Origin of the sequence: Neptunicoccus cionae (genome assembly GCF_002860325.1) — a bacterium.
Classification (GTDB): Bacteria; Pseudomonadota; Alphaproteobacteria; order Rhodobacterales; family Rhodobacteraceae; genus Amylibacter; species Amylibacter lutimaris.
Genome location: NZ_PKOJ01000001.1, coordinates 428,906 through 452,078 on the forward strand (window position 1 = coordinate 428,906; position 23,173 = coordinate 452,078).

Annotated in this window: 15 protein-coding genes; 2 read left to right on the forward strand and 13 right to left on the reverse strand. The window is 57.2% G+C overall.

From position 1 onward, the window contains the following. Positions 1-124 precede the first annotated feature (124 nt). Positions 125-5,368 carry a DUF11 domain-containing protein gene (locus C0U40_RS02025; RefSeq protein WP_180957592.1) on the reverse strand — a complete coding sequence of 1,748 codons (5,244 nt, stop codon included), beginning with the start codon at positions 5,366-5,368 and terminating at the stop codon, positions 125-127. Positions 5,369-5,759: 391 nt separating this feature from the next. Here C0U40_RS02025 and C0U40_RS02030 point away from each other — a divergent pair, with 391 nt between their 5' ends. Further along, positions 5,760-8,252, forward strand: a complete 2,493-nt coding sequence (locus C0U40_RS02030) for a cation:proton antiporter (protein ID WP_101654076.1) — start codon at positions 5,760-5,762, stop codon at positions 8,250-8,252. 19 nt (positions 8,253-8,271) lie between these two features. Here C0U40_RS02030 and trhA read toward each other — a convergent pair whose 3' ends face one another. The 11 genes from trhA to C0U40_RS02085 form a co-directional block, all read right to left on the reverse strand. After that, positions 8,272-8,913: a PAQR family membrane homeostasis protein TrhA gene (gene trhA, locus C0U40_RS02035; protein ID WP_101654077.1), complete on the reverse strand. Its 642-nt coding sequence runs from the start codon at positions 8,911-8,913 to the stop codon at positions 8,272-8,274. A gap of 134 nt (positions 8,914-9,047) precedes the next feature. After that, positions 9,048-10,193, reverse strand: a complete 1,146-nt coding sequence (locus C0U40_RS02040) for an AI-2E family transporter (protein WP_101654078.1) — start codon at positions 10,191-10,193, stop codon at positions 9,048-9,050. Positions 10,194-10,248: 55 nt separating this feature from the next. Continuing rightward, positions 10,249-11,196: a YihY/virulence factor BrkB family protein gene (locus C0U40_RS02045; protein ID WP_101654079.1), complete on the reverse strand. Its 948-nt coding sequence runs from the start codon at positions 11,194-11,196 to the stop codon at positions 10,249-10,251. A 60-nt stretch (positions 11,197-11,256) separates the two neighbouring features. Continuing rightward, positions 11,257-12,513: a DUF3618 domain-containing protein gene (locus C0U40_RS02050; RefSeq protein WP_180957593.1), complete on the reverse strand. Its 1,257-nt coding sequence runs from the start codon at positions 12,511-12,513 to the stop codon at positions 11,257-11,259. Continuing rightward, the gene (locus C0U40_RS02055) at positions 12,506-12,904 is read right to left on the reverse strand and encodes a phage holin family protein (RefSeq protein WP_101654081.1); all 399 of its coding nucleotides are present in this window, start codon (positions 12,902-12,904) and stop codon (positions 12,506-12,508) included. Before C0U40_RS02055 ends, C0U40_RS02050 begins: the two co-directional genes overlap by 8 nt. Next, a complete protein-coding gene (locus C0U40_RS02060) occupies positions 12,901-13,425 on the reverse strand; it encodes a hypothetical protein (protein ID WP_101654082.1) in 525 nt (174 codons plus the stop codon). Before C0U40_RS02060 ends, C0U40_RS02055 begins: the two co-directional genes overlap by 4 nt. Before the next feature lie 472 nt (positions 13,426-13,897). Further along, entirely contained in the window at positions 13,898-16,330 is a 2,433-nt protein-coding gene (locus tag C0U40_RS02065; RefSeq protein ID WP_101654083.1) for a GcvT family protein, read from the reverse strand. Positions 16,331-16,338: 8 nt separating this feature from the next. Next, positions 16,339-17,214, reverse strand: coding sequence for a choline kinase family protein (locus tag C0U40_RS02070; RefSeq protein WP_101654084.1), 876 nt, complete (start codon positions 17,212-17,214; stop codon positions 16,339-16,341). Then, entirely contained in the window at positions 17,211-19,193 is a 1,983-nt protein-coding gene (locus C0U40_RS02075; protein WP_101654085.1) for an ABC transporter permease, read from the reverse strand. Before C0U40_RS02075 ends, C0U40_RS02070 begins: the two co-directional genes overlap by 4 nt. Further along, positions 19,194-20,207, reverse strand: coding sequence for a quaternary amine ABC transporter ATP-binding protein (locus tag C0U40_RS02080; protein WP_101654086.1), 1,014 nt, complete (start codon positions 20,205-20,207; stop codon positions 19,194-19,196). Between the two features lie 119 nt (positions 20,208-20,326). Further along, on the reverse strand, positions 20,327-21,259 hold the full coding sequence (locus C0U40_RS02085; RefSeq protein WP_101654087.1) for an ABC transporter substrate-binding protein: 933 nt from the start codon (positions 21,257-21,259) through the stop codon (positions 20,327-20,329). 218 nt (positions 21,260-21,477) lie between these two features. Here C0U40_RS02085 and C0U40_RS02090 point away from each other — a divergent pair, with 218 nt between their 5' ends. Next, positions 21,478-22,248 (forward strand): inositol monophosphatase family protein, encoded by a 771-nt coding sequence (locus C0U40_RS02090; protein WP_101654088.1) that lies wholly within the window; start codon positions 21,478-21,480, stop codon positions 22,246-22,248. Here C0U40_RS02090 and C0U40_RS02095 read toward each other — a convergent pair. Then, positions 22,245-23,171, reverse strand: coding sequence for a choline kinase family protein (locus tag C0U40_RS02095; RefSeq protein WP_101654089.1), 927 nt, complete (start codon positions 23,169-23,171; stop codon positions 22,245-22,247). The genes C0U40_RS02090 and C0U40_RS02095 overlap by 4 nt on opposite strands. Positions 23,172-23,173 lie beyond the last annotated feature (2 nt).

Consider the following 23,173-nt stretch of genomic DNA (forward strand, 5'->3'; position numbering starts at 1 on the left):
ATCTGAAACGAGTAAGTTTTCTAATGAAGGCAATAGGCGGGTCTTTTCCGCAATTGCCATGTTTTTGAACAGCTTCGTTTTAATTTTAACCTTTGAGTAGACGGTCATAGATCAGACCCTGCGGTCACGGGGTGATCGCTACGCGGAATTGCAGCGCGCCGACCTCGCCGGGTAAGAAATTACCGGAGCAGTTCCATTCAACCAGACCCGAGTAGTTTGCAGTGTTCGTGACCGGTTTGGCCAGATTGCAGCTCAGGTTGGGGGACAGGATCTGCGGATCGGCAATCGGTTCGGACAGGGCCGTGTACGGAGGCGTCCTGTCGTATACCTTTACGTTGGTTACGGGGGTTGTATCTGTGTTTTCAAGGTAGATCCGGTAAAGCAGCACATCGTTTGCACCGCCCATGTTGGAGGTGGCCTCGGCGGTTCCGGCGGTTTCGTTTTCGACCGTTTTGGTCAAATGGACCTGCCCGCTTTCAGCTGTGACTGTCACCTGATCTGTATTGCTGGCGCTGCTTACTGCGGTTGTGCCGGTAAAGGTGGTTTTCGCGATAATTTTATAGGTAAACCTGCTGCCTGTGCCAGCGCCTGCACCCGCAGAGATACGGGACTGGATGCATATGGTTTCACCCGCGCTGACAGAAAGGGGCCCTGTCACAGGCACGCCCGGCGCACCGGTGCAACTGGCATCGTGATAGAGCGCCGCACTGAAGGCACCTGTCGGAGCGGAAGTGCTGTCTGCAAGAGAGAACGTCACACTTCCATCTGACGTCGCGGTGTAGAGATGTGGCAAGGCCACGATTTGCCCTTGTCCGACTGTGCTGACCCGATCTTCGGTGAGGATCGGAAGTTCCAGCAGCCCGATGTCCAGATTAACCAGATTTCCGGACGGATCAGGCGTGAATGTGAAAGAGCCGTCGTGCGGATCGGGATTGGAGAGGCCCGGCAGGGCGTTCGTTGCCTCAGAGATGGCGCGGTAGCCATTCGCGGGGATTGCACGAATGGTGAGCTCGCCCGTGTAAGAAGAAGGCAAGGCGTAGGTCCATGTTCCGCCAGAGGCCACATCTGGCGTTGCGATGACGGTGCCGGTGTTGTCGACGATTTCCAGAAGGGCCGAGGACAGGCCGACCTCCCCGCCATTGATTTCCGCATCATGGGCCGTACCGCCGGATTCCCCGTTGTCGCTGAAAATACGCCCCGAAAAGACCCTGTCGTTTGTTATCAGATTGACGGTATAGGACGCTTCGTCATCGTCTGCGATCTGGTCGAACAGGTCATCTGTAAGCGGTCCGGTAGACGGATCACTGTCGGGATCGGGCAAGGAGCTGTAGATAATTTCAGCGGTATTTGTCAGTTCGCCGCTGTCCAGCACTGTTGTGGTGATGACGAGCGTTTCACTCGCGCCGGCCAGAATTTCATCGACAAACCACAGGCCTGTATCGGGATCATAGGTGTCACCGGTTGATGGGGCGCTATCGGAAACATAGGCAAAGCCGCTGGGGATCAGATCAATCACTTTGACACCGGAGGGAGAGCCTCCGCTGACGTTGGTGATTGTGATGATCCAGTCAATGACGTCACCCTCGGAAACATTCGTGACCGGCGTGGTTGTGCCTGTCAGAGCGGCGTATTTTGTCAGTTCCAGATCGCTTGCTGCTGCATCAAAGCCGAAATCCTGATCTGTAGTGGTCTCTCCCGCGGTGACTTCGACCCCGAGCCGCGGGTTGGATGTGCCGATGGTTTTTCCACCGCCCAGATCCGGGTCGGCTTCGTCTAATTCAACGCGGTAGTTGGTATTTATCAACAGGTCTGCAACCGCATAAGTGCCGTCTGCCTCTGTATCGGTGGTGATCAGAAACAGATCGTCACTGGTGTCGGCAGGTGTACCGGAGTCCGCGTAAACAGAAATGGCGATTCCCGCACCAAGGTTGGTTTCCCCGTTGTCTTTTACGTCGGAAGCATTGGTATCGTCATATACGTTACCCGAAATGGCGCCAAATGGGATAGGAGCCGGACCGCGGCAGGACATGCCATCGCTGTCCCCTGCTTCATCGACAGTGCTGTTCGCAATCAGCTGTGCCTCTCCGGTGGTGGTGTTCGTGAGGTAAAGATTGTTGGTGGTATTACTGTAAACGTAAAAGCGTCCGTCTTGGTCAAACCAGACCGAACCGAAAATACCGCCGTATATGGCAGGGCCAAACTCTGTAACCGTTGCAAGACCGGCGACCCCGCCGTTCGGATCGACCTTGAAAGCCCGCCCCGAAGACTGGTTGATGCCGTAAAACAGTCCGTCCACGGGGTTGTAGGCAATATCTCTGGTATCCACGCTTTGGCTGAGGTTGAGCACGCCCAGATTGACAGGATTGCTTGCGTCCACAAGGCTGATCAATTGCCAGGTGTTTCCGTTCGCCACATAGACCATCGTGCCGTTTGGCATAATGTCACCCGCTCCGGATCCGTCGGCCGTTCCGCCGGGCAGGTTGGTGAGATCGACAAAGTTACCCGCACCGTCCAGCCGGTAAAGATCGCTGCGGCCGGGGCGCACGGCATACATATACCCGTCAAGAGCGTTGTATCCCCAGTTTGCATTCAGATTTCGCGGGGCGGTTCCAATGTCCTGAAATCCGATGGCATAGCTTGAGCCGCTGGCTGTGAAGGTAAGCCGGCGCACGACCCTGTCATCATCATAACGGTAGATGCTGCCATCACACAGGAAAGGGGGCGGATCGCCGGAAATAGTAAGGGGGTAATCTTCAACCTCACCGTTGAAGGCGATGGCCTGTCCGGTTGCGTCCGTTGACCAGCGGAAGCGGGCGAATGTCGGCAGGGTTGTGGCACCGGCAGGCACCGCAACTTCAAACCGGATAGAGCCGTCTGATGCACCGTCCTTATCCAAAGGATCACCATCCTGAAGATTGGTGGCAACCTGCTCCCCCGCCTGCAGGAATGTACCGTCGCCGTCAAAATCGATGAAGGCTTGCAGGTAGGCGGATTTCTGGGGCGGGCTTCCTACATCGTTTACGGTTACCGTAATCTCGGCCAGTCCGCCCAGATAAAGGGTCGGTAAGACGACGCCGTCTTCATCATCGTTGCCGTCCAGATCATCGCCGGAAGCCGTTGCAGTGTTCTGTGCGATCACATCCACATCCGGCGCAATTGTTCCAAGGTATATTTCCGGTGCCGCCGGTCCTTCTACGATGTGTTGAGGATCACCATAGCTGGCTGGTGCATCGCCGCGGTCGGCTTCCGGCGGTGTCTTGATGGTGATGCCATAATCTTCGACCTCGCCGTCGGTAGCGGGTGATATCGCTGTCAGACCGGCAACGCTTGACCAGCGGAGCCGTGCAAATGTCGGAGTCAGCACAGCAGTCGCAGGGACCGAAATTGCAAAGCTGATCTCTCCGTTTGCTGTGCCGTCAAGATCCTGAGGGCCTCCGTCCTGAATATCTGTTGCGACCTGATCGCCAAGGGACAGAAAGGTGCCATCCCCGCCGAAATCGATAAAGGCCTGCAAATAACCTGATCCGGGTACGGGCTCATTAACAGGTATCGTAACCGTGCGGGTCAAATCACCATAAAGCTGAGGAAAATTTTCTTCGCTTTCGTCGTCTTTTCCATCCAGATCATCGCCTGTGCCATCTGCGGAGTGCTGCGCAGAGCCGTCGCCATCACCGTTGAGCGCGCCAATCCAGTACGCCGAAGTGTCGGCGTGTTGCGGGTCGCCATAGGTGATCGGTGCATCGCCACGGTCCGGGCCGGAACCGGCATAGATGGTGGTTGGATCGTCGCGCCCTTCCCCGGGACCGTTTCGTGCCACACCATCGCCGTCCGACGGGTTTTCGGAGTCCGAAAGGTCGGACACTGTTGTCCCGCTGGGTGTCTGCGCCGTGACCTCGGCCTGATTGGAGATCGTGGTGTCCAGATCTTCCGGAACAAGAGTGTAAGTTGCTGTATAGACAGCTTTTTCACCTACAAGAAGTGTCCCTTCGGGAGACAGGGAAGTCGCGGCCTGAAAGGTAATTACAGGAGGGATGCCTGCGCCACTGAATTGGGTCTCGGCGAGTTGGACATTGGTCAAATCCACATTGCCGAAATTTTCTGCGGTAAACACATAGGCAATCGTTTCACCCGGATCGGCATATCCGTTGAGGTTGGTATCAACAAGTTGGGCCAGTTTCAAAAGACCCACGGATCCGACATCAATCGAGACCCGCGCCGGAGCGGAATAGGCTTGTGGCTCGCTTGGCAGGATGATTGGCGACTGAAAACGATAATCTATCGGGGTCGGCGCGGCAAAAAATGCCACAAAAGGGGTGAAGGTAAGTTCACCGGTGACGTCATCGTAGCTCCACGTGCCTTCACCGATTACATCAAAACCCACGCGGTGGCCTGCGCTGTCTGTGACAATATTCAAAGCGCCGGTTGGAGGAATAAGGTCGATGGCCTGCATCGCGTATTCGCTGGGTTGCTGGGAGTTATTAGCTGGCGCGTTGTCGTTCTCTGTCGCCACAGAGTCATTGAACAGAATGTTCACCGTGACAGGCTCGCCAAGGACCTGTTCTTTGATATCGTCCTGCAAAACCGGTGCTTTGAAGTCACCGCATTTCAATTCGTATGTGTCTGAAACATCGTAGGTCGGGTTTGCCAGCAGTACGAGGAAACCGTTATTTGCCGTGCGCCCGAAGCTGAAGGTTGAGGTTTGGGGGTAGGAGATTTCCAGACCGGAGACCGGCTGGTTTGCATAGTTCTGATCACCGGCAAGGTAAAATACCTCTGTGCCCAGGTTGGCATCCGGCCCTTCGATATATCCGCGATAGGTGGTGGCGTTACGGTCTACGCGCACGTATTCGACGGAACCGTCGCAAAGATTGACATATACCTGTTCGTTTACAGGGCCGTCGATGTCGTTAATCTGGATGTCCACATCGGCAACCACGGGAACGCCGCCGGAGTTGGAAAAGATATTGTAGGTTCCGGCTTCGTAGATATGGAAATCCGCAAAATGGGGATCCTGTCCGACCGATGTAATCATGATCTGGCCGTTGCCGGTTCCGAAACGGTGGTCGCGCGTTGCAAGGGTCATGATGCCGACGATATCTACAGAGGCGCCATTCACCGTACCCACATTCCGCCAGACACCGCGCTTGCCGATCCCGTTACCCACAACTGTTGGCGCGCCGGTCGGGTTCAGGATAAGCTGCTGCGCCCAAACCCCGCCGGATTTGACCAACGCAAACAGCACTGCCAAAAGCAGCAGGACGGAATACCGGACAAACAGGCGTGCGAAACAGTGTGCAGAACTGCGCATGCAGGCTGCACGGGGCGTAATGGCCGCTTTGCGGGCGCGGTCGTTAGTATGGGTTATCATAGGCATGCAAATAAATTCAAAGGTTGTTGATCTGACCATCAGGATTTACGCGCTATGCTGCGGGCAAACCATAGTCCCAAAAGTATAGGATGATGTATCTTAAGGATTCCTTTCGGATGACCGTTTGCCTTAGAAGGGGCTCTCATCCGGACGGTTTTCGCTGGGAAGACTGCCCTACTGCCAACATTTTCGAATGGCGGGTGGCGACAATCGAAAGAAGGATATTATTATAAAAATTATTGCATTCTGACCGCCGCGCACCTTTATAAATCCGTCTCTTTATTGCGGGGCTTCATCCCCTGCGGTCTGAATGGGCAAGGTTTCGCTAATTCTTTTCAACGACGCTCTATTTTAGCAGTGCACCAGATGTTTGCTGTGGTATTTCAATAATATGGACATAGTTTTAATCACTACGATTGTTGCGACGCTGTTTGTTGTAATCGGCGTCGCAGAGCCTCTGGCTGCGCGGTTGCGGATGCCGTATAGCGCGCTTCTTGCGGTGATTGGTATTCTGATCAGCGTGACCGCGATCTTCTTTATGCAGACGGATCTGACAGACGCTCTTAATCCGGTGGCAGAGGTGATTCTGGGCTTTCCTATCCGGTCCAATGTGTTCCTGTACGTCTTTTTGCCGACCCTGCTGTTTCAGGCGACGCTGGGTATGAATCTGCGGCGGATGCTGGATGACTGGGTGCCGATTCTCGTTCTGGCAGTGGTGGCTGTTGTAGTGGCGACCCTGTTTGTCGGGTATGCGCTTTCCTGGGCTAGCACATTGCCGCTGGCGGCCTGTTTGCTGATCGGAGCGATTGTCTCCACGACGGATCCATCGGCTGTGGTGTCGATCTTCCGCTCTATTTCCGCGCCGCGCCGTGTTGCGCGGATCATCGAGGGTGAAAGCCTGTTGAACGACGCGGCTGCCATCGCATTGTTTGGTCTGTTCATGGGGTTTGTCATGCTTGGTGTGCCAGACCCGACTCTGGCAGATGCGTTGGGTCGCTTCCCGCTTCTGATTGCGGGTGGTGTGCTGGTCGGCTGGATCGTCGCGCGCATTGCAATATGGTTAATGGCAGCCTTCCCGCAGTTCGAGCTGGCGCAGGTCTCGATCTCGGTGGCGTTGCCCTATCTGGTTTACATCGGGGCAGAACAAAGCATCGGGGCTTCGGGTGTGATTGCGGTGGTCGCAGCGGGGCTGACCTTGAACCTTGCAGGACCGGGGCGGTTGCTGCCCCAGACCTGGATCAGCCTGCGCGAACTTTGGGATGTGTTGGCCCATTGGGCCGGTGCGCTGATCTTTATTCTGGCGGCATTCCTGATCCCCCGTTTCCTTACAGATGTCCGGTTGCATGATTTCCTGTTGATCGGTGTGGTGATCCTTGCAGCGATCACGGCGCGTGCCGTGATCCTGTTTGTCCTGATGCCGATACTTCATAAATTCCGTCTGTCCCCCAAAGTCGAGCGCCCCTACCGTACGGCTATCCTGTGGGGGGGGTTGCGGGGAGCGGTGACACTGGCGCTGGCACTGGCGGTAACAGAGAGTTTCCGCGTACCCAACGACATCCAGCGGGTCGTTGGCATTCTGGCCACGGGTTTCACGCTATTTACGCTGCTGGTGCAGGGGACAACCCTGCGCAGGGTGATCCGCTGGCTGGGGCTGGAAAACCTGTCCCCGATTGACGAGGCACTGTCCCGTCAGGTGGTGGCGGTTGCGTTGCAAACCGTGCGGGAGGATTTGTCACGCACCACCGAAAACTACGACCTGACCCATGAGATCGTGCGCTCCGAAGCCAAGCGGTTCGGAGACCGGTTGGAAGAGGCTGTGAAACAGGCCGAAGACAATGCGGATATTTTGGAACGGGACCGGGTGACGCTGGGCCTGATCGCGCTGGCTGGCCACGAACGTGACACGATCCTTGACCGTGTGCGCGAACGCACCATTTCGGCGCGGATGGCCGAGCAGGTGCTGTCGGATGCGGACCGCCTGATCGAGGGCGCGCGCAGTGGTGGCCGCAGCGGCTATCAAAGGGCCGCACGGCGGAGTGTGTCCTACGGGCGCGGGTTCCGGATCGCAGGGTTGTTGCACAACCGTTTGGGCATCTCGGGTCCCTTGGCCGGAATGACGGCGGACCGGTTCGAACTGCTTTTGTCACAACGCTTGGTCCTGCGCGATCTGGACGCTTTTATCGGAGGGCGCATCCGGCGTATTCACGGCCGGCGTCTGTCGGATCTGCTGGCGGAATTACTGTCCCGCAGGATTGAAGTGGTTGAAACGGCACTGGATGGATTGCGGTTGCAGTATCCGGGCTATGCGGAAGAACTGGAGCGCCGTTTTATCCGTCGCACTGCGCTACGGCTGGAGGAGCGGGAATACACTGCCATGCGCGAGGACGGTTTGATCGGTGCCGAGGTGTTTACCAAGCTGATGGAGCAGACAGCGACACGTCGGGCCGCTGCCGAAGACCGCCCCCGACTTGATGTTGCCTTCCAACGGATCGAACTAGTGCGTCAGTTCCCCCTGTTCGTGGATCTTGACGAGACTGCTCTCAAGCGGCTTGCCCGTGCGCTTCAGACCCAATACGCCAATGCCGGTGAAATTATCATGCGCAGGGATACTCCGGCGCGAAGCGTGTTCTTTATTGCCTCCGGCGCTGCGGAAATGGAAACGGCGGGGCAGACATGGCGCTTGGGGCGTGGTGAAATGTTTGGCCAGATGGCGATCCTGACGAATAAGGCACGTCGCACCGAAGTGCGGGCCATTGCCCCTTCAACGTTGCTGGTGCTCGATGAAATGCGCTTTCGCCGCCTTCTTGACCGCAGTCCTGCCATTCAGGAAGCGGTTCGGGCCAGTGCCAGCAAACGGGGTATTTCCACCAGCGATCTGGTGTAGCGCTGTCTGACAGCCGCAATCACATAAACAGCGCGTTCCAGATTCCGGCAAACATGAAAATGCCGCCGATATTCACCCAAAGATGCCAGATCGCATAACGGAAAGGCATGGACCGGCGCGTGTAGAAGACGGTGCCGATCACATAGGCGCCCGCACCTGCGATAATACACCAGAGTGTCACCAGCGGCATGTGCTGCATATCGGGCAGGGCCAGCAGCCCGATAGCGCCAAGCCCGAGGTAAGAAGCCGTCGACCATTTGGATTGCACAGCCACATCTGTCAGCTTTTTATAAATTGCGACAAAGGTCAGGCCCCAGCAGATCACCAGAAGGGAAAGGGTCCAGCCGGTATTGGCGAGTACGAAAAACGGTGTGAATGTTCCGGCAATGCTGGGATAGATCGCGGCATGATCCAACCGGCGCAGGGTAACGCGGTGCCCGTGCCACGGGGCAAAATGATAGGTCCATGATGCCACATTGGACACCAGCGCACACAAAACATAGACGCTGACAGCAAGAAAAACCGTCAGCGGATGAACCGCGGCAGATTTGATCATTACCAGCCCGCCGGCGACAAAAATCAATACCAGCCCCAGCAGGTGCACGGCTGTATCCGCGCGGCGGTGGGAGACGAACTGGCTCGGATAGGTCGTATCTGTCATGGTTGCCCTGTCTGTTAACCCAAACGGACCTAGCCGTATCAGGCCTGAAAGTCCAATCAATCCGCGCTGGATGGCGTATGACGTTTGGGTAACTTGGCGACCTTGGAATGCCCTATTCAACCAATGTTGCCGGGTCAGCCGGCCGTGCGCTCTTCACGGGCGGCTGCCACAGCGCGGTCGTCATCCGCTCCGCCGATAAAGCGGCCGATCACCCGCAGGGAACGGGATTCATCGCAGGCGATTTTGATCACGATAAGAATGGGCAGGGCCACGACCATCCCCATTACCGACCAGATCCAGGCAAAGAAAGCGACCGTCAGGAACACGATTGTCGTGTTTAACCGCATCCTTTTCGAGATCAGCATGGGCGTCACCAGTTGCCCTTCGATAGAGGTCAGGGTCGCATAGGTTGCAAACACCCCGAGTGCGGTCCATGCGCTTTCAAGGCTGACAAATGCTACGGAACCTGCAATCGCCGCCCCCATCAGACCTCCCAGGAAGGGGACGAAATTCAGACCAAAGGCGAGAAATCCGAAGACCAGCACGTTGGGCATCCCCCATAGATACATCGCGATGCTGATTGTAATGCCCAGCCCGATGTTGATGAGTGTTATCCCCCCGAGGTAATAGCCGAGCCGGTCCTCGATAGCGTGCAGGACTTCAACAGCACGGCGCTTTTCTGCGAAAGCGTCAATGCTCTCGATGGTTTTTGCGAGAAACAGGTCGCCTGATGAGATCAGAAAGAACAACAGCACCAGCGCGAATAGAATACGGCTTAAAAAGCTTGGTGCCATGCTGAAAATTGCGGTGACGATACCGGGATCGGATACCACTTCTACCTCAACCGTTTCCTGTTCCTGATCCGCAATGATTTCACCCGCCGCGACCGTTGCATCCTTGATCGCTTCCAGCGTACCGCCGGAATTTGAAAGCTGGGCCTTCATCTGTTCGATCAGCCACGGCAGATCTTCTATGAACTGGGCTGTCGGGGAACTGATCTGAACGAGAAACATGCTGATCACGACAGATAGCACGGTCACAAACAGCGTTGCCGACAGGAAAGGCGGAACCCCGCTGCGCTCCAGCCAGCGGCGGGGGCGGTTCAGGATCAGATAGCCGAGAAATGCCGTGGTGACGGGAATTAAAAAGTCGCTGGCCCAGACAAGGGCCTGCAACAGCAAAATAAGAAAGATGCCAAAAACAGGTACCCGCAACCCGACAAGGTGCGACGATAATTTTTCTTGGGGTGAAGGAGGCATTTCCGGTGGGGTGTTTGTCATCACGCCAGACTCGCCGTTAGAAAAAACGCGCAGTGGCGGTTGGGGACTATGTTGTTCACTTCCCCGCTGCCTCGCCCAGATTGTCCGCTTTTACAGCGTCGCGCTCCCCCATCGGTTCATCCTGCCCGACCGTTGTGTCCTTGCGGGTTTGCGCCTCCAGCTCTGCGTTCACCTCCGCGCCAACCAGAACGATGTAGGCGGAAATCCAGAACCACATCAGCAAAACGATTGCACCGGCCAAGGTGCCAAAACTTTCATTGTAAGACCCGAAGTTCCCCACGTAAAAAGCAAAGCCGATGGAGGCGGCGATCCACATGATACAGCCGATAATGGCTCCGGGAGAGGCCCATTGCCATTCCGGGCGGTCCCTTGAAGGAGCAAAGTGGTACAGCGCGGCCAGTCCGAACATCGTCATTGCCACAAGTACCAGCCACGGCAGTACTGTTGCGAAGACCGAGGACAGCGTCCCCAGATTGGCAAAAGCCAGAATTGCAGGGACTGATAGTGTAACTCCGAGCCCGATAATCAGGCCGGCAATCAGCAGGAGTGTCAGGCCGATTGTAACCAGTTTCAATTTGATAAAGCCGCGGGATTCATTTTCGTCGTAGACGACATTCAACCCCTCGATCAGGCTGGCCATCCCTTTGGACGCCGAATAGACCGCGACCAGTATGCCGATGACCGCAGCCAGCCCGAGACCTCCGTCTCGTGATCCGGCAACTGCGGTCGCCTGATCGGTAATAATTGTCATAACCTCTTCCGGCATCAGACCGGAGAAAGACTGCATTTGCTCGACAATCTGGCTGGGTTCGACCAGCAAACCGCTGATGGCGATGACAGCGGTGATGGCCGGAAATAACGCCAGAAGGCCGTAAAACGCCACACCGGCAGCAACCAACCCTATCCGATCGTTCGCGATCTCGTCCTTGACGCGGAACGCGACATCCTTCCAGCCTTTGGCAGGGATGTGATCAGGAGATTCTGCTGTGCGGCCTCTTGCCATCTGGGTCTTCCTTCTTTGCTAGGAGGGGAAAAAGGGGGCTGTAAAAGCCCCCTTCGTCAATCAGGTGCTTGGTTTTCCAAGCTCCTCTTCCTTGGCCTTTGATTTGGCTTTGTCTGCGACACGATTGGCAGCCGATTTGGCCTTGTCGCCAACAGCTTCCACTGCGGTTTTGTTACCGGGTGCGCCGCTGTCCAGATCGGATTTGGTTTCGGATGCGATATCCTTCACCTCTTTCTGGACTGATTTTGCAACCCGTGCGGCTTTTTCTTTCTCTTCCTGAAAGATGCGTTCCGCTTCTTCAAACATCTTGTCGCTGTGTGCGCCTACGTATTTATCTTCGGTACGTGTACGAGGCAGGGCCCCGCCCAATGCAGCACCGATGGCAAGCGCCAGAGCACCAACGACAAGTGGTTGCCGGTCGTAGAAGTCCGCCGCGGCGTCCGCCCCTTCAGAGGCTTTCTGTGTTGCGGTCCGGCGCATCTCGATGGCTTTCTCGCGGGCTGCAATAACCCGTTTGCGGCCTTCCTCGCTAAGGTTCTCGGTACCTTCCGCAATCCGGCTGCGTGCGGCCGCCATTTTGTCCTGAACGGTCCCTGCACCACTGGCGATTGCGGATTTGCCTGAGGCTGCGGCTGAAGAAACCTTGTCCCGCAGATTACCCGCACCGTCGCGCAATTTGTCAGCACCGTGGGATACACTGCCGGACACCTGATTTTTGGCATCAGCCACGCTACCGGCCACCTGATCCTTCGCGTCAGCGACACGATCCCGCGCGTTTGCCAGTGACTCCTTGGCATCAGCGGCACGATCCGAGATGAAGGAAGACCCGTCATCGTCATCATCTTGCGACCAAGATGGCAGTGGATCACCATTGCCAAGTGTGTTTACAGGCGGTGTATAGGGCATTCCGCTGCGGGTACGGGACTGGCGGTAATCGTCCTCGCGGGAGCGATAATCGTCCGCCGGATGCGGCGCGACACGGGTCGCGGGGTAGGCATTGCGGTCGCGGCTGTCATAACGTTCATCCGTCCGGTAAGCGCGGGAGTGGTTAGACTGTTCACGCTTCTGCCCGTTTCCGAACATCATCCAGGCAAGACCGATCCCTGTCAGGGCCAGCGGTACCGGATTGGCTTTGACCTGCTCCACAACAGAGCGGCCCAGATCACCACCGTGTTCGCGGAACTGGTCACCGACCTGACGTACCATCGTGTCGATGGAAAACTTGTCTTGCAGGGTTTCGATATTGTCGCTCAGATTGGCACGCTGCCGTTCAATGTCGCGTTCAATTTCACTGGCACTTCTGGTGTCGTTAGGCATCGTAAGACTCCTTGATAGCTTTGGCATCACGTTTGACGTTTTTTGCGGTGCGTGTCGGTGCAAGGCTGGACAGTTTCAGATCGTTCAGTCCTTTGGCGATCATCCCGTAGGCTATACCGGCAAGGATCACGCCAACGATCAGCGCAGCCCATCCGGCATCAAGACCCGCTTCGGCCAGACCGGCCACAAGGGCGCCTGCCAGAACATTCAGGGAGACCAGCGCAATAATTGCGGCGCCTGCGATCATACCAAGGGCAGTACCGGCACGGTTAACGTTTTCGCTGATTTCGGCACGGGCCAGATCAACTTCGCTGCGGACCAGCGAACTGACGTTGTTCAGCGCATCGCTCAGGACAGAACCGGCGCTTTTATTCGGTTGATGGTCACTCATGAGAAATCTCCTCCTGTGCGTGTTGTTCCTGTTTGTGCGGCTGGTGCGTAGGTCTGGTATCCCTGCGCAGCGTCTGCGTTGCTGTCGTCGTGGCTGGAGCTGCCGGACGCTTTGGCAAAGCGTGTTGCGGCAAAGCCGAGCAGCGCGGCGCCACCAAGAAACAGCAGCGGGTTCTTGCGGGCGAAGTGGGTCACGTCCTCGACCATCGTGCCAAGGTCTTTGTCCCGCAGCGCATCAGACGCATCTGCCAGACCCTCGGCCATCTGGCCGAACGTGCGTTCCTGTGGCGATCCGTTGCGCATTTCACCTGCGGCGGTGCGCAGGGCAGAGGCAACACCTGACACTTCGTCAGCGACGGATGCCTTTGCATTGTCTGCTTGTTGGACTGCGGCATTCGCAGCAGTTTGCGCTGCGCTGTTGGCCGTTTCTTTAGCTTGTCCGGCCAGTTCCGAAGCAGTCTCTTTTGCTTTTTCCGCTACGGAAGATTTGCCTTGAGTGTTCAACGTATTTTGATTGGTCATAATGCGTCTCCTGTCGGTTTAAAATGCAAGGCTGATGATGGCCAGAACGACGACGACCACCCCGATGATGTAGAATACATTGTGCATGTTCATTTCTCCTTCTTAAGCGGTGCGTCTGCGCGTCACCCATTGCAGTTCCAACGCGGCTTTGATCGGAATCGTTCCAGCAAAACTGACGGAAATGTCACCAAAGGGTGAGTGAAGCGGGAGAAATACACCCCGCGGCGTGAAGGGTGAGCTTCACTAAGCGGCGGCTGTGACTGGATAAAATGGAAAGTCGCGTTGGCGTGAACTGGCAGGCAAAGATTTTGCCTCCGGCGCGGATGTGTCCGTGTGCTTTGGAATAAAACGCAGCTTGGCGGTTACAATGCGACAGTATCTTTTTGGCAGACTCCGTACCGCACCCGGCGTAACGAGACACCGGATGCAATGGGGGTCGAAGCCTTGCAGAAGCAGCCCTGGGGGCTGGAGATCAGGCTTTCACCCGCTCCATTTTGGGATCGAACAACGGGGAAAGCGTGACGTTTGCGGGCACCCGTTCTGTGGCTACTTCCAGTTCATATTCTCCTGAAAGCACATAGTCGCGATCAATCACTCTGTCGCTGCGCACATAGCCCATGCCGATACTCTGCCCGAGCGTGTGCCCGTAGCCGGCAGAGGACAGCCAGCCGCAGGTTTCCCCGTTGCGATAGATGGTTTCGCGGCCCGACAGGATTACATCCCCGTTACAGGTGAAAGTGGCCATGATCTTTTTCTTGCCCTCTTCCCGCTGTGCCTGCACCGCCTCGCGTCCTTTGAACGGAATGTTGGATTTCATTTTTACTGCCCAGCCAAGCCCCGCTTCATCCGGTGTATGGTCTGGCCCGATATCCGAGCTCCACGCGCGATAGCCTTTCTCCAGACGGAGTGTTTCAATGGCGCGGTAGCCTGCATTACGCAGCCCGTGTTCCTTACCCGCCGCGTGAATCGCTTCATAGACAGTCAGCGCGTATTCCACAGGCAGGTGCAATTCCCAGCCGAGTTCGCCGACATAGGTGATCCGCAGGGCCAGTACCGGACAGCCTGCGATGCCGATTTTTCGGGACTGGCCGAACGGGAAGGGTTCATTGCTAATATCGTCGCGGGTGCAGGCAGCAAGGATCTCGCGGGCTTTGGGTCCGAAAAGGGACAGCACCGCGTTGGAAGAGGTCACATCCACCAGTTGCGCATTCATGCCTTCGGGGATGTTGCGGGCGATCCAGTCGAAATCATGGGTGGCATAGCCGGTGCCTGTCACGATGTAATACTCGTCCAGCGCGATGCGCACGCAGGTCAGGTCACATTCGATGCCGCCCTTGTCGTTCAGCATCTGGGTATAGATGATACTGCCGACGGGCTTGTCCACACGGTTGGAGGCGATCCAGTTCAACGCCGCTTCTGCATCTGGCCCTTTCAGGATGAATTTCGCAAAAGAGGTCTGGTCGAACAGCACCGCTGCTTCCCGTGCGGCCTGGTGTTCGCGCCCGACAGCGGCGTGCCAGTTCGGCCGCTCGAATGTGTAGATGTCGCGGGCATCCTCACCTTCTTCGGCAAACCAGTTGGGCCGCTCCCAGCCCAGTTTCTCGCCAAAGACGGCCCCGCTGCGCAGCAGGGTTTCATAAAGCGGTGAGCGGCGGCAGGGGCGGCCGCTGGAATGTTCCTCTGAGGGCCATGCCATCGTGTAATGCTTGCCGTAGGCTTCGAGTGTGCGGGTACGCACCCAGTCCTCATCGGAATGGGGGCGGCCAAAGCGGCGGATGTCCACCGGCCACATGTCATAGGGCGGTGCGCCGTTGGCCACCCATTCCGCCAGCGCCATGCCCGCGCCGCCACCCGAAGCGATGCCGAAGGCGTTGAACCCTGCGCCGATAAAGACATTGGCCATTTCCGGAGCTTCGCCAAGGATGAAATTCCCGTCGGGCGTAAAACTTTCGGGACCGTTGATCAGTTGCTTGATCCCTGCCGTTTGCAAGGCGGGAACGCGGGGCAGGGCCAGTTCGACAAGTTGTTCGAAATGGTCGAAGTTCGACTCCAGCAGCTGGAAGTCGAACGGTTCGGGGATACCTTCTTTCGCCCAAGGGATGCCGTTAGGTTCGTAGCCGCCCATGACCAGCCCGCCAACTTCTTCCTTGTAGTAGGTCAAACGGTCAGGATCGCGCAGGGTCGGCAGATCGGAAGGCACATCAAAGGGTTCAGTCACCATATACTGGTGTTCGACAGACACCAGCGGCACGGTCACGCCGATGGTTTTGGCCAGTTCGCGGGTCCACTGGCCACAACACAAGACCAGCTTTTCGCACATAACATCGCCTTGCGGGGTGCGCACGCCGGTGATCTTTCCCTTCTCCGTCAGGATTTCTGTTACAGGGGTATGTTCCACCAGTTTCGCGCCCTTGGCCCGCGCACCTTTGGCCAGCGCTTGTGTGATGTCGGCAGGGTTGGCCTGTCCGTCTGTGGGCAGGAAGGCCGCGCCAACCACATCACCGATGTCCATCAGCGGCCACAGGTCCTGTGCTTCTTGCGGGGACAAAAGCTGCATGTCCAGCCCGAAGCTATGGGCGGTGGTGGCCTGCCGTTTCACCTCGGTCCAGCGTTCCTGATTACACGCCAATCGCAGCCCGCCGTTCATCTTCCAGCCGGTGGCAAGGCCGGTTTCCGCTTCGAGGTTTTTGTAAAGATCAATGGAATAGCCCAGCAGCCGCGTGATATTGGCGTTCGACCGCAGCTGTCCGACGAGTCCGGCTGCGTGCCATGTGGAACCGGACGTCAGCTGCGCCTTTTCCAGCAGCAACACCTCCTGACCCATTTGCGCCAGATGGTAGGCGGTGGAGCACCCGATAATTCCGCCACCGACGATGACGATTTTCGAAGAGGATGGGAGTTTCATATCTTGCCTTACGTGTTTGCAAAGTCGGACAGGGCCGCGTTCAGCCTGTCGAGGTTTTGGCTGGTGTATTGCGCATAGTCAAAGTCCAGCGCCGAGTGGATTTCAGAGGTCATCGACCAGAGTGTTTCGCGCATGAGGGAGGCGCATTTCATCGCCTGATAGGGGCGCCAGCGATCATCGGCGGAGGCGGCGAAATACTGTTCCAGCATCTGCCGTTCCTGCGCCTCGCCCAACCCGTTGTTCGAAGCCAGTCCGGCCAGATCGAACAGGGGCGCGTTAAAGCCGCCGTATTCCCAGTCGATCAGCCAGAGCTTGTCACCGTCGTCCAGAATATTTGCCGCCAGCAGGTCGTTGTGCCCGATCACCAGTTCCACTGCTCCGGTCGCTTGCTCCAGCATTTCGCTTTGTGCGGTAAGTTCGTCGAACATGCCTTGGTACTTGGAGCCTGCGGCCAGCAAACGTGTGATATAGGTGCGGTTCACCTGATAGGGCCAGAAGGCCAGAACGGGTTTGATCAGATGCTGTCCCATTTCTGTGTGCACGTCGTGCATCAGCGCCACAATCCGGTGCAGGTTTTCGGGTTTGCGCACATCTTCTTCGGCAAAGGTACGCGCCTCCAGAAACTCCAGCACCAGAACACCGTCTTCGTGGTAAACAACTTCGGGGGAAAACCCGCCCTTGGCTGCTGCTTGGGACAGGGCCAGTTCGTTCCAGCGCATGACGCCGTGTTCTTCAATATCCGCACCGATGCGAACCACGTATTTTCGGCCCTGATCGGTGACAGTCAGGTTCACATTGGTGATTCCGCCGCTTAGCGGTTTGATGTCCTGCGGGTTACTAAAGCAGGACAGGGCGGCTGTCCGTTCTATCGCGTTTTCTGTCATAAGCCCAACCTCCTGCGTTGTCCTTCGGCCAGTGCGTTTACGATCCGGTCGGCCACAATGGCGATGAAGGCCACGGACAGACCCGCGACGATGCCTTGCCCTGCGTTGGCTTTGGTCAGGGCGATATAGACCTCTTGCCCCAGATCGCGGGTGCCCACCAAAGCGGTGATCACCAGCATGGAAATTGCCAGCATGATGGTCTGGTTCAGCCCCAGCAGCAGTTGCGGCGTGGCCAGCGGCAGTTTCACCCGCCACAGCAGTTGCCGTTTGGTGCAACCGGACATGACACCGGCTTCGATCATCTGTTCGGGTACATCACGCAAACCGTGGGCGGCATAGCGTACCGCAGGGGCCAGCGCATAAAGAACGACCGCGATCATGGCGCTGAAATCACCGACGCGGAACAGCATCACAACCGGGATCAGATAGACAAAGCTTGGCAGGGTTTGCAGCGTGTCCATAAACCCGAGGATCACACGCCCCGCAGCGGGTTTCTCGGCGGCCCAAATGCCAAGGGGTATGCCGATCACCGTGGCGATCAGAACCGACACACCGCACAGATAAATCGTTATCATCGCCTTGGCCCACAGCCCGCTTGCTGCAATAAAGGCCATCATCAGGGCGGCCATAACGCCCAGCTTCCAGCCGCCGATGCGCCATGAAATCAGGCCGGTCGCGATGATGCCCCAAGCCCAGGGGATACCGCTGAAGAATTTCTTTACCGGCAGCAAAAGCCCTTGCAACACAACGACCTTGATCGCCTCGAAGGTGTCGAAAAAGTTGACGTTGATCCACTCCATCGCATCGCTCCAGAAGGGGCCGGTGGTCAGGGTCATGGCATCGGGATAGGTTTGCAGCGCGGGAACGAAACGGCCCAGCACCAGATTGGCCAGGATCACCAAGAGCACGGTGCTGCTCCACGGATGGCGTTGAAGAAGATTGCCTTCCGGCAGGTTTCGCTGGCTGCGTTCCGCAAAGGCCTGACTGGCACGGTCAAGCGCGATGGCCATGACAACAATGGCCAGTCCTGCTTCAATTCCCGCGCCGATGTCGAGCCGCCGCAAAGACGCCAGCACATCGAACCCGAGCCCGCCCGCGCCGATCATTGACGCAATAATCACCATGTTGAGCGAGAGCATGATCACCTGATTGACGCCAACCATAAGGGACGGTGTGGCCGAGGGCACCAGAACCTTCCACATGATCTGGCGCTTTGTGCAGCCCGCCATGCGTCCGGCTTCCTGAATTTCTTCGGGTACGGAATGAAGCGACAGAATGGTGATCCGTACCATCGGAGGCATGGCATAAATCACGGTTGCCACAAGTGCGGCAACAGGGCCAAAACCGAACAGGATCAGGATCGGCACCAGATAGGCAAAGACCGGTACTGTCTGCATCAGATCCAGAACGGGTTGCAGCAGGCGGTTGAACCACGGTGCGCGGTAGGCCGCAATCCCCAGAAACAACCCGCCGACCGCGCCGATCGGCACCGCGATCAGAACAGAGGCCAGCGTGATCATGGCACTGTGCCATTGCCCGAACACAGCAAGGTAGAGAAAACACGCCCCTACCAGCGCAGCCAGCGCCCAGTTACGGGCGTAATGGCCGATGGCAATGACGCAGACCACGACAGCCACCCAGCCAAGCGACGGGGCAAGTTGCACGGCGCTGTCGCCATAGCCTGTGGTGAAGCCTTCAATGAGCAGATTGCGCAGGAACTGGTAAGGGGCTTCCAGCACGGCGGCAATCGCGCGGGTCAGGTCCCTGAAAGTGAAGAAATAGAAGTTCGCAGTTTCCACCAGCCAGTCCAGAAAACCGCTGATAGAGTCTTCCAGTGGCAGTTGCCATTTCTTTGGATAGCGGATGATCCAGCGGGCATCGAGCGCCTTGTAAAGCTGGAAGGAATATTGCGACAGCAGCCAAGTGACCGCAAACAGGCCAAGCCAGAAAACCCTGCCGGATGTGAGCCAGCGTCCCATTCAGCGCCGCCCCACCAAAACGTCGATCACGGCACTTCGGGTGATCTGGCCGATGACTTCGCCGTCCTGTTCCACGTGAAACGGGTGTTCGGCAGCCTCGACACGATCTCCGATGGTTTCAATTGTGGCGTTTGCAGGAACGGTTCCGGAAAAACTGTCGCCGCTTAGCGGTTCTGCAAGGGCGGCGGCAGTGATCACTTTGGCGCGGTTCACATGGCGGGTAAATTCCGCCACATAATCGGTTGCAGGGTTCAGAACCAGTTCTTCGGGCTTGGCCACCTGCTGGATCGCGCCGTCCTTCATGACGGCAATACGGTCGGCAAGGCGGATCGCCTCGTCAAAGTCGTGGGTAATGAAGATGATCGTCTTGTGCAGCATGTTCTGCAGGCGGATGAATTCGTCCTGCATTTCGCGCCGGATCAGCGGATCAAGCGCAGAAAACGGTTCGTCCAGAAACCACAGGTCCGGTTCCACCGCAAGAGACCTTGCGATGCCGACCCGTTGCTGCTGGCCACCGGACAATTCGCGCGGGTAATAACCTTCGCGCCCCTTGAGACCGACCAGTTCCACCACCTCTTGCGCGCGGGCCAGACGCTCCGCCTTGGGCACGCCCTGCACATCCAGCGGGAAGGCGGCGTTTTCCAGAACCGTCAGATGGGGCAGCAGGGCAAACTGCTGGAAAACCATACCCATTTTGCTGCGCCGGATCTGGATCAGCTCCTTGTCGGTCTTGTTCAGAAGGTTTTCACCTTCAAAGTGGATTTCACCCGCCGTGGGTTCCACAAGGCGGGACAGACATCGGACCAGTGTTGATTTACCGGATCCCGACAGGCCCATAATCACGAAAATCTCGCCCTTGAAAATCTGCACATTGGCCGCCCGTACCGCGCCGATCAATCCGGCCCGTCCCAGATCCCCCTTTTTCGGCGCCGGCGTGTTTTTCAGGAAGGTTTCGGCGTTCGGTCCGTAAAGTTTCCAGACATCGCGGCATTCTAGTATGACTGATTGGTTCATTCTGTCCTCGGGGCGGCTGGCGCGGGCAGGCCGCGCAGCCTAAGCATGTGTCGTGCTATCAGGGGGTATTGGATGCTGGAGCGCCGCATTTCCTGCCGCGCTCCTTTTTGGATATGCTGTTACTTCACGATCCACGAAGACCATGCGTCTTTGTTCTCGGTCATCCAAGCCGCAACAACCTCTTCAACGGTTTTGCCGTTCAGATCCACATCGGCCACCATTGCGCCCATGTCTTCGTTGGTGATCTTGAAGTTCTTGATTGCTTTCTCGGCGTTTGGCCATTTCTCGCCAAGTCCGGCCCATGCCGCCTTCCAGATCGGACCTGTCGGCTTGCCGCAGTCATAGGCAGCGTCCGGATTTACACCAACAGACGGATCGCTGTAGCATTCCGGTGTGTAAGGAGGAAACTCGACATAGCTGCCTTCGAATTTTGCCGGTGCCCAGTGGGGTGAATAGAGCCAGAGCATGATCGGGTCTTTCCGCTGGTAGGCCGCTTCCAGTTCGGCAAATAGCGCCGCATCGGTGCCTGCGTGCACCACTTCGAAATCCAGTTCCAGTGCTTCAACCCGTTCATCATCAAAGCCGCCCCACGTGACAGGGCCGCCCAGATACCGGCCCATCGGTGCGGTTTCGGCTGTGGCGAACTCATCCGCGCAATCCTTCAACGCTTCCCAATTCGGAAGGCCGGGGCAGCGTTCTTCCATATAGGAAGGATACCACCATTCCTCGATCGCCATCATGCCGGTTTCGCCCAGATTGACCACATTGCCGGTGGCAAAGGCCTCGTCCATTGCTTCGCGCGCTGTGGTTTCCCACAGTTCCATCGCCACATGCAGATCGCCGGTTTTCAGACCGGCAAATTGCGCGATGTAATCCGCCTGAACATATTCGACGTTATATCCGGCTTCTTCCAGAACCTCGCCCATCAGCGTGGTGGTGATGAGCTGACCGGACCAGTCGTGCAAGGTCAGTTTGATCGGGTCGGTGGATTCCTGTGCCAGCGCCGGTGATGCCGCCAAAAACGCGGCCGCCGCTACGGAAATATACTTCATTCTAAAACTCCCTGTGTTGGATCGGGGCGTCCGGTCTTGGGTCGGGTCAAATGCCCGCGGATCGCCGGTAATGATCCAACTATACAATCAGATTCCAAATCAATATCAACAAAAATCAACAAAAGTTTCGATTATATGTAGATTTGCGTCAGGATTTGCGGGATACCGAACAGGAAACCGCCTAAACGCCCGAAAATTTGGCAGACCGGATAAACGTAATGAGCGATCTGAAACTGCGCCTTGAAACGGCAACCCGCATTACCGAACAAGCTGCAAAAGTGGCGATGGCCCATTTTCGCAACAGCCCCGACATTGAAACCAAGTCGGACCAGAGCCCTGTAACGGTTGCAGATAAAGAAACCGAAACCGCGATCCGAGACGGTCTGGCCAGAGCCTTTCCGCAAGAGCCGATTTACGGCGAGGAGTTCGGCCGTTCGGGGACCGGTGCGGATATGTGGATTGTTGATCCAATCGACGGAACCCGTTCCTTTATTACCGGTCTGCCCCTGTTCGGACTGCTGCTGGGATATTTGCACAGCGGTACGCCACAACTCGGGATCATCCGGATGCCTGCGCTGGGCGAAACCTATACCGGCGCGGTCGGGCTGGGGGCGATGTGTAACGGTGTGCCGGTCCAAAGCAGCCGTTGCGAGAGCCTTGCAACCGCGCGTCTGTTTCTGAACGAGGGGGACAAGCTGGCGGTCCGCGAACCTGCGGTCTTTTCCCGACTCGTGCAGGCCGGAGAGTTGCGGCGTATGGGGGCGGATTGCTATCCCCATGCGCTGGTGGCCCGCGGGCTGGCCGACGCGGTCGTGGATTACGATCTGCAACCCTACGATTACCTGCCGGTGTCCGCGGTGGTCCATGCGGCGGGGGGAATCATGACAGACTGGGAGGGCCAGGCTTTAACCATGAATTCCGACGGGCGCACCCTTACAGCGGCGACACCGGCCCTGCACCGTGAACTGATGGAACTTGTGAACGCTTAACCCTTTTCCACCGCAGCCACATGACCGGCAAAGGCAGGGTCTTGCATCAGGGCCTTGCACCGCGCGAAGCGTTCCGTGGCATAAGCCCAGAAATCCTCGGCCGGATTCTTGTCGGCATGCTGGATCAATCCCCAAAGGGTCCAGAGCAGATCGCACATGGCCTTGTAAATCACCATGCGCCCGATCTCGGCTGCGGTCGGTGAACGTCCGAAGTAGGCTTCCAAGAGTTCTCGGTCCTGTGCTGCATTCAAACCTGCCTCGACTGACAAGTCGCCCACATCCCACAAGGGATCGTTCATGCCGGAATATTCCCAATCCACAATCCACATGATATTGCCGTCATCCAGAAAATTCTCGCACAGCGGATCACAATGGCAAGGCGCCAGGGGCAGGTCCGCATTGGCGAGTGCCTGTTTAACCGGCGCGGCGGCTGATACCACATCGTGATAGCCTTCGGGCAGGTCTACGTCTTTGGTCGCAAGGATTTTCAGGTAATCGTCAATCATCGAAAACAGCTCGAACCGGAACTGGAACGTCTCGCCCGAGCCATGCAGTTTTGCCAGCGCCTTGCCTGCCCTTGCGGGCGCGCCTTTCCGGCTTTGAAACAGCGCAGGAGTCATGGTTTCAATGTCAGGCACCGTTCGCGTGATCATCAGGCCGGTTTCGGATCGGGCAAGCAGAACCTCTGGTGACACACCGGCCCGCGCAGCGGCCTTCGCATTGTGCTTCTCCACCGCGCGGTCGATGTAATCTTCCGTACCTTCGCCCGGAATCCTGACAATCACGGACGAGCCGTCAAATTCCACACGGTAGACCAGATTGGTCATCCCGCCGAGCCGTGTAATACTATCTACCTGCTGCACATGGTTAAATTGCGGTGCCTCCCGCAGCGCTGCCAGTACCTTGTCCCTGTTGTCTGTCATCG

Excerpts from the sequence above, each read along its gene's own strand:
- C0U40_RS02025 (WP_180957592.1), bottom strand. The coding sequence starts at position 5,368 with ATGATAACCCATACTAACGACCGCGCCCGCAAAGCGGCCATTACGCCC.
- C0U40_RS02030 (WP_101654076.1), top strand. The coding sequence starts at position 5,760 with ATGGACATAGTTTTAATCACTACGATTGTTGCGACGCTGTTTGTTGTA.
- trhA (WP_101654077.1), bottom strand. The coding sequence starts at position 8,913 with ATGACAGATACGACCTATCCGAGCCAGTTCGTCTCCCACCGCCGCGCG.
- C0U40_RS02040 (WP_101654078.1), bottom strand. The coding sequence starts at position 10,193 with ATGACAAACACCCCACCGGAAATGCCTCCTTCACCCCAAGAAAAATTA.
- C0U40_RS02045 (WP_101654079.1), bottom strand. The coding sequence starts at position 11,196 with ATGGCAAGAGGCCGCACAGCAGAATCTCCTGATCACATCCCTGCCAAA.
- C0U40_RS02050 (WP_180957593.1), bottom strand. The coding sequence starts at position 12,513 with ATGCCTAACGACACCAGAAGTGCCAGTGAAATTGAACGCGACATTGAA.
- C0U40_RS02055 (WP_101654081.1), bottom strand. The coding sequence starts at position 12,904 with ATGAGTGACCATCAACCGAATAAAAGCGCCGGTTCTGTCCTGAGCGAT.
- C0U40_RS02060 (WP_101654082.1), bottom strand. The coding sequence starts at position 13,425 with ATGACCAATCAAAATACGTTGAACACTCAAGGCAAATCTTCCGTAGCG.
- C0U40_RS02065 (WP_101654083.1), bottom strand. The coding sequence starts at position 16,330 with ATGAAACTCCCATCCTCTTCGAAAATCGTCATCGTCGGTGGCGGAATT.
- C0U40_RS02070 (WP_101654084.1), bottom strand. The coding sequence starts at position 17,214 with ATGACAGAAAACGCGATAGAACGGACAGCCGCCCTGTCCTGCTTTAGT.
- C0U40_RS02075 (WP_101654085.1), bottom strand. The coding sequence starts at position 19,193 with ATGGGACGCTGGCTCACATCCGGCAGGGTTTTCTGGCTTGGCCTGTTT.
- C0U40_RS02080 (WP_101654086.1), bottom strand. The coding sequence starts at position 20,207 with ATGAACCAATCAGTCATACTAGAATGCCGCGATGTCTGGAAACTTTAC.
- C0U40_RS02085 (WP_101654087.1), bottom strand. The coding sequence starts at position 21,259 with ATGAAGTATATTTCCGTAGCGGCGGCCGCGTTTTTGGCGGCATCACCG.
- C0U40_RS02090 (WP_101654088.1), top strand. The coding sequence starts at position 21,478 with ATGAGCGATCTGAAACTGCGCCTTGAAACGGCAACCCGCATTACCGAA.
- C0U40_RS02095 (WP_101654089.1), bottom strand. The coding sequence starts at position 23,171 with ATGACAGACAACAGGGACAAGGTACTGGCAGCGCTGCGGGAGGCACCG.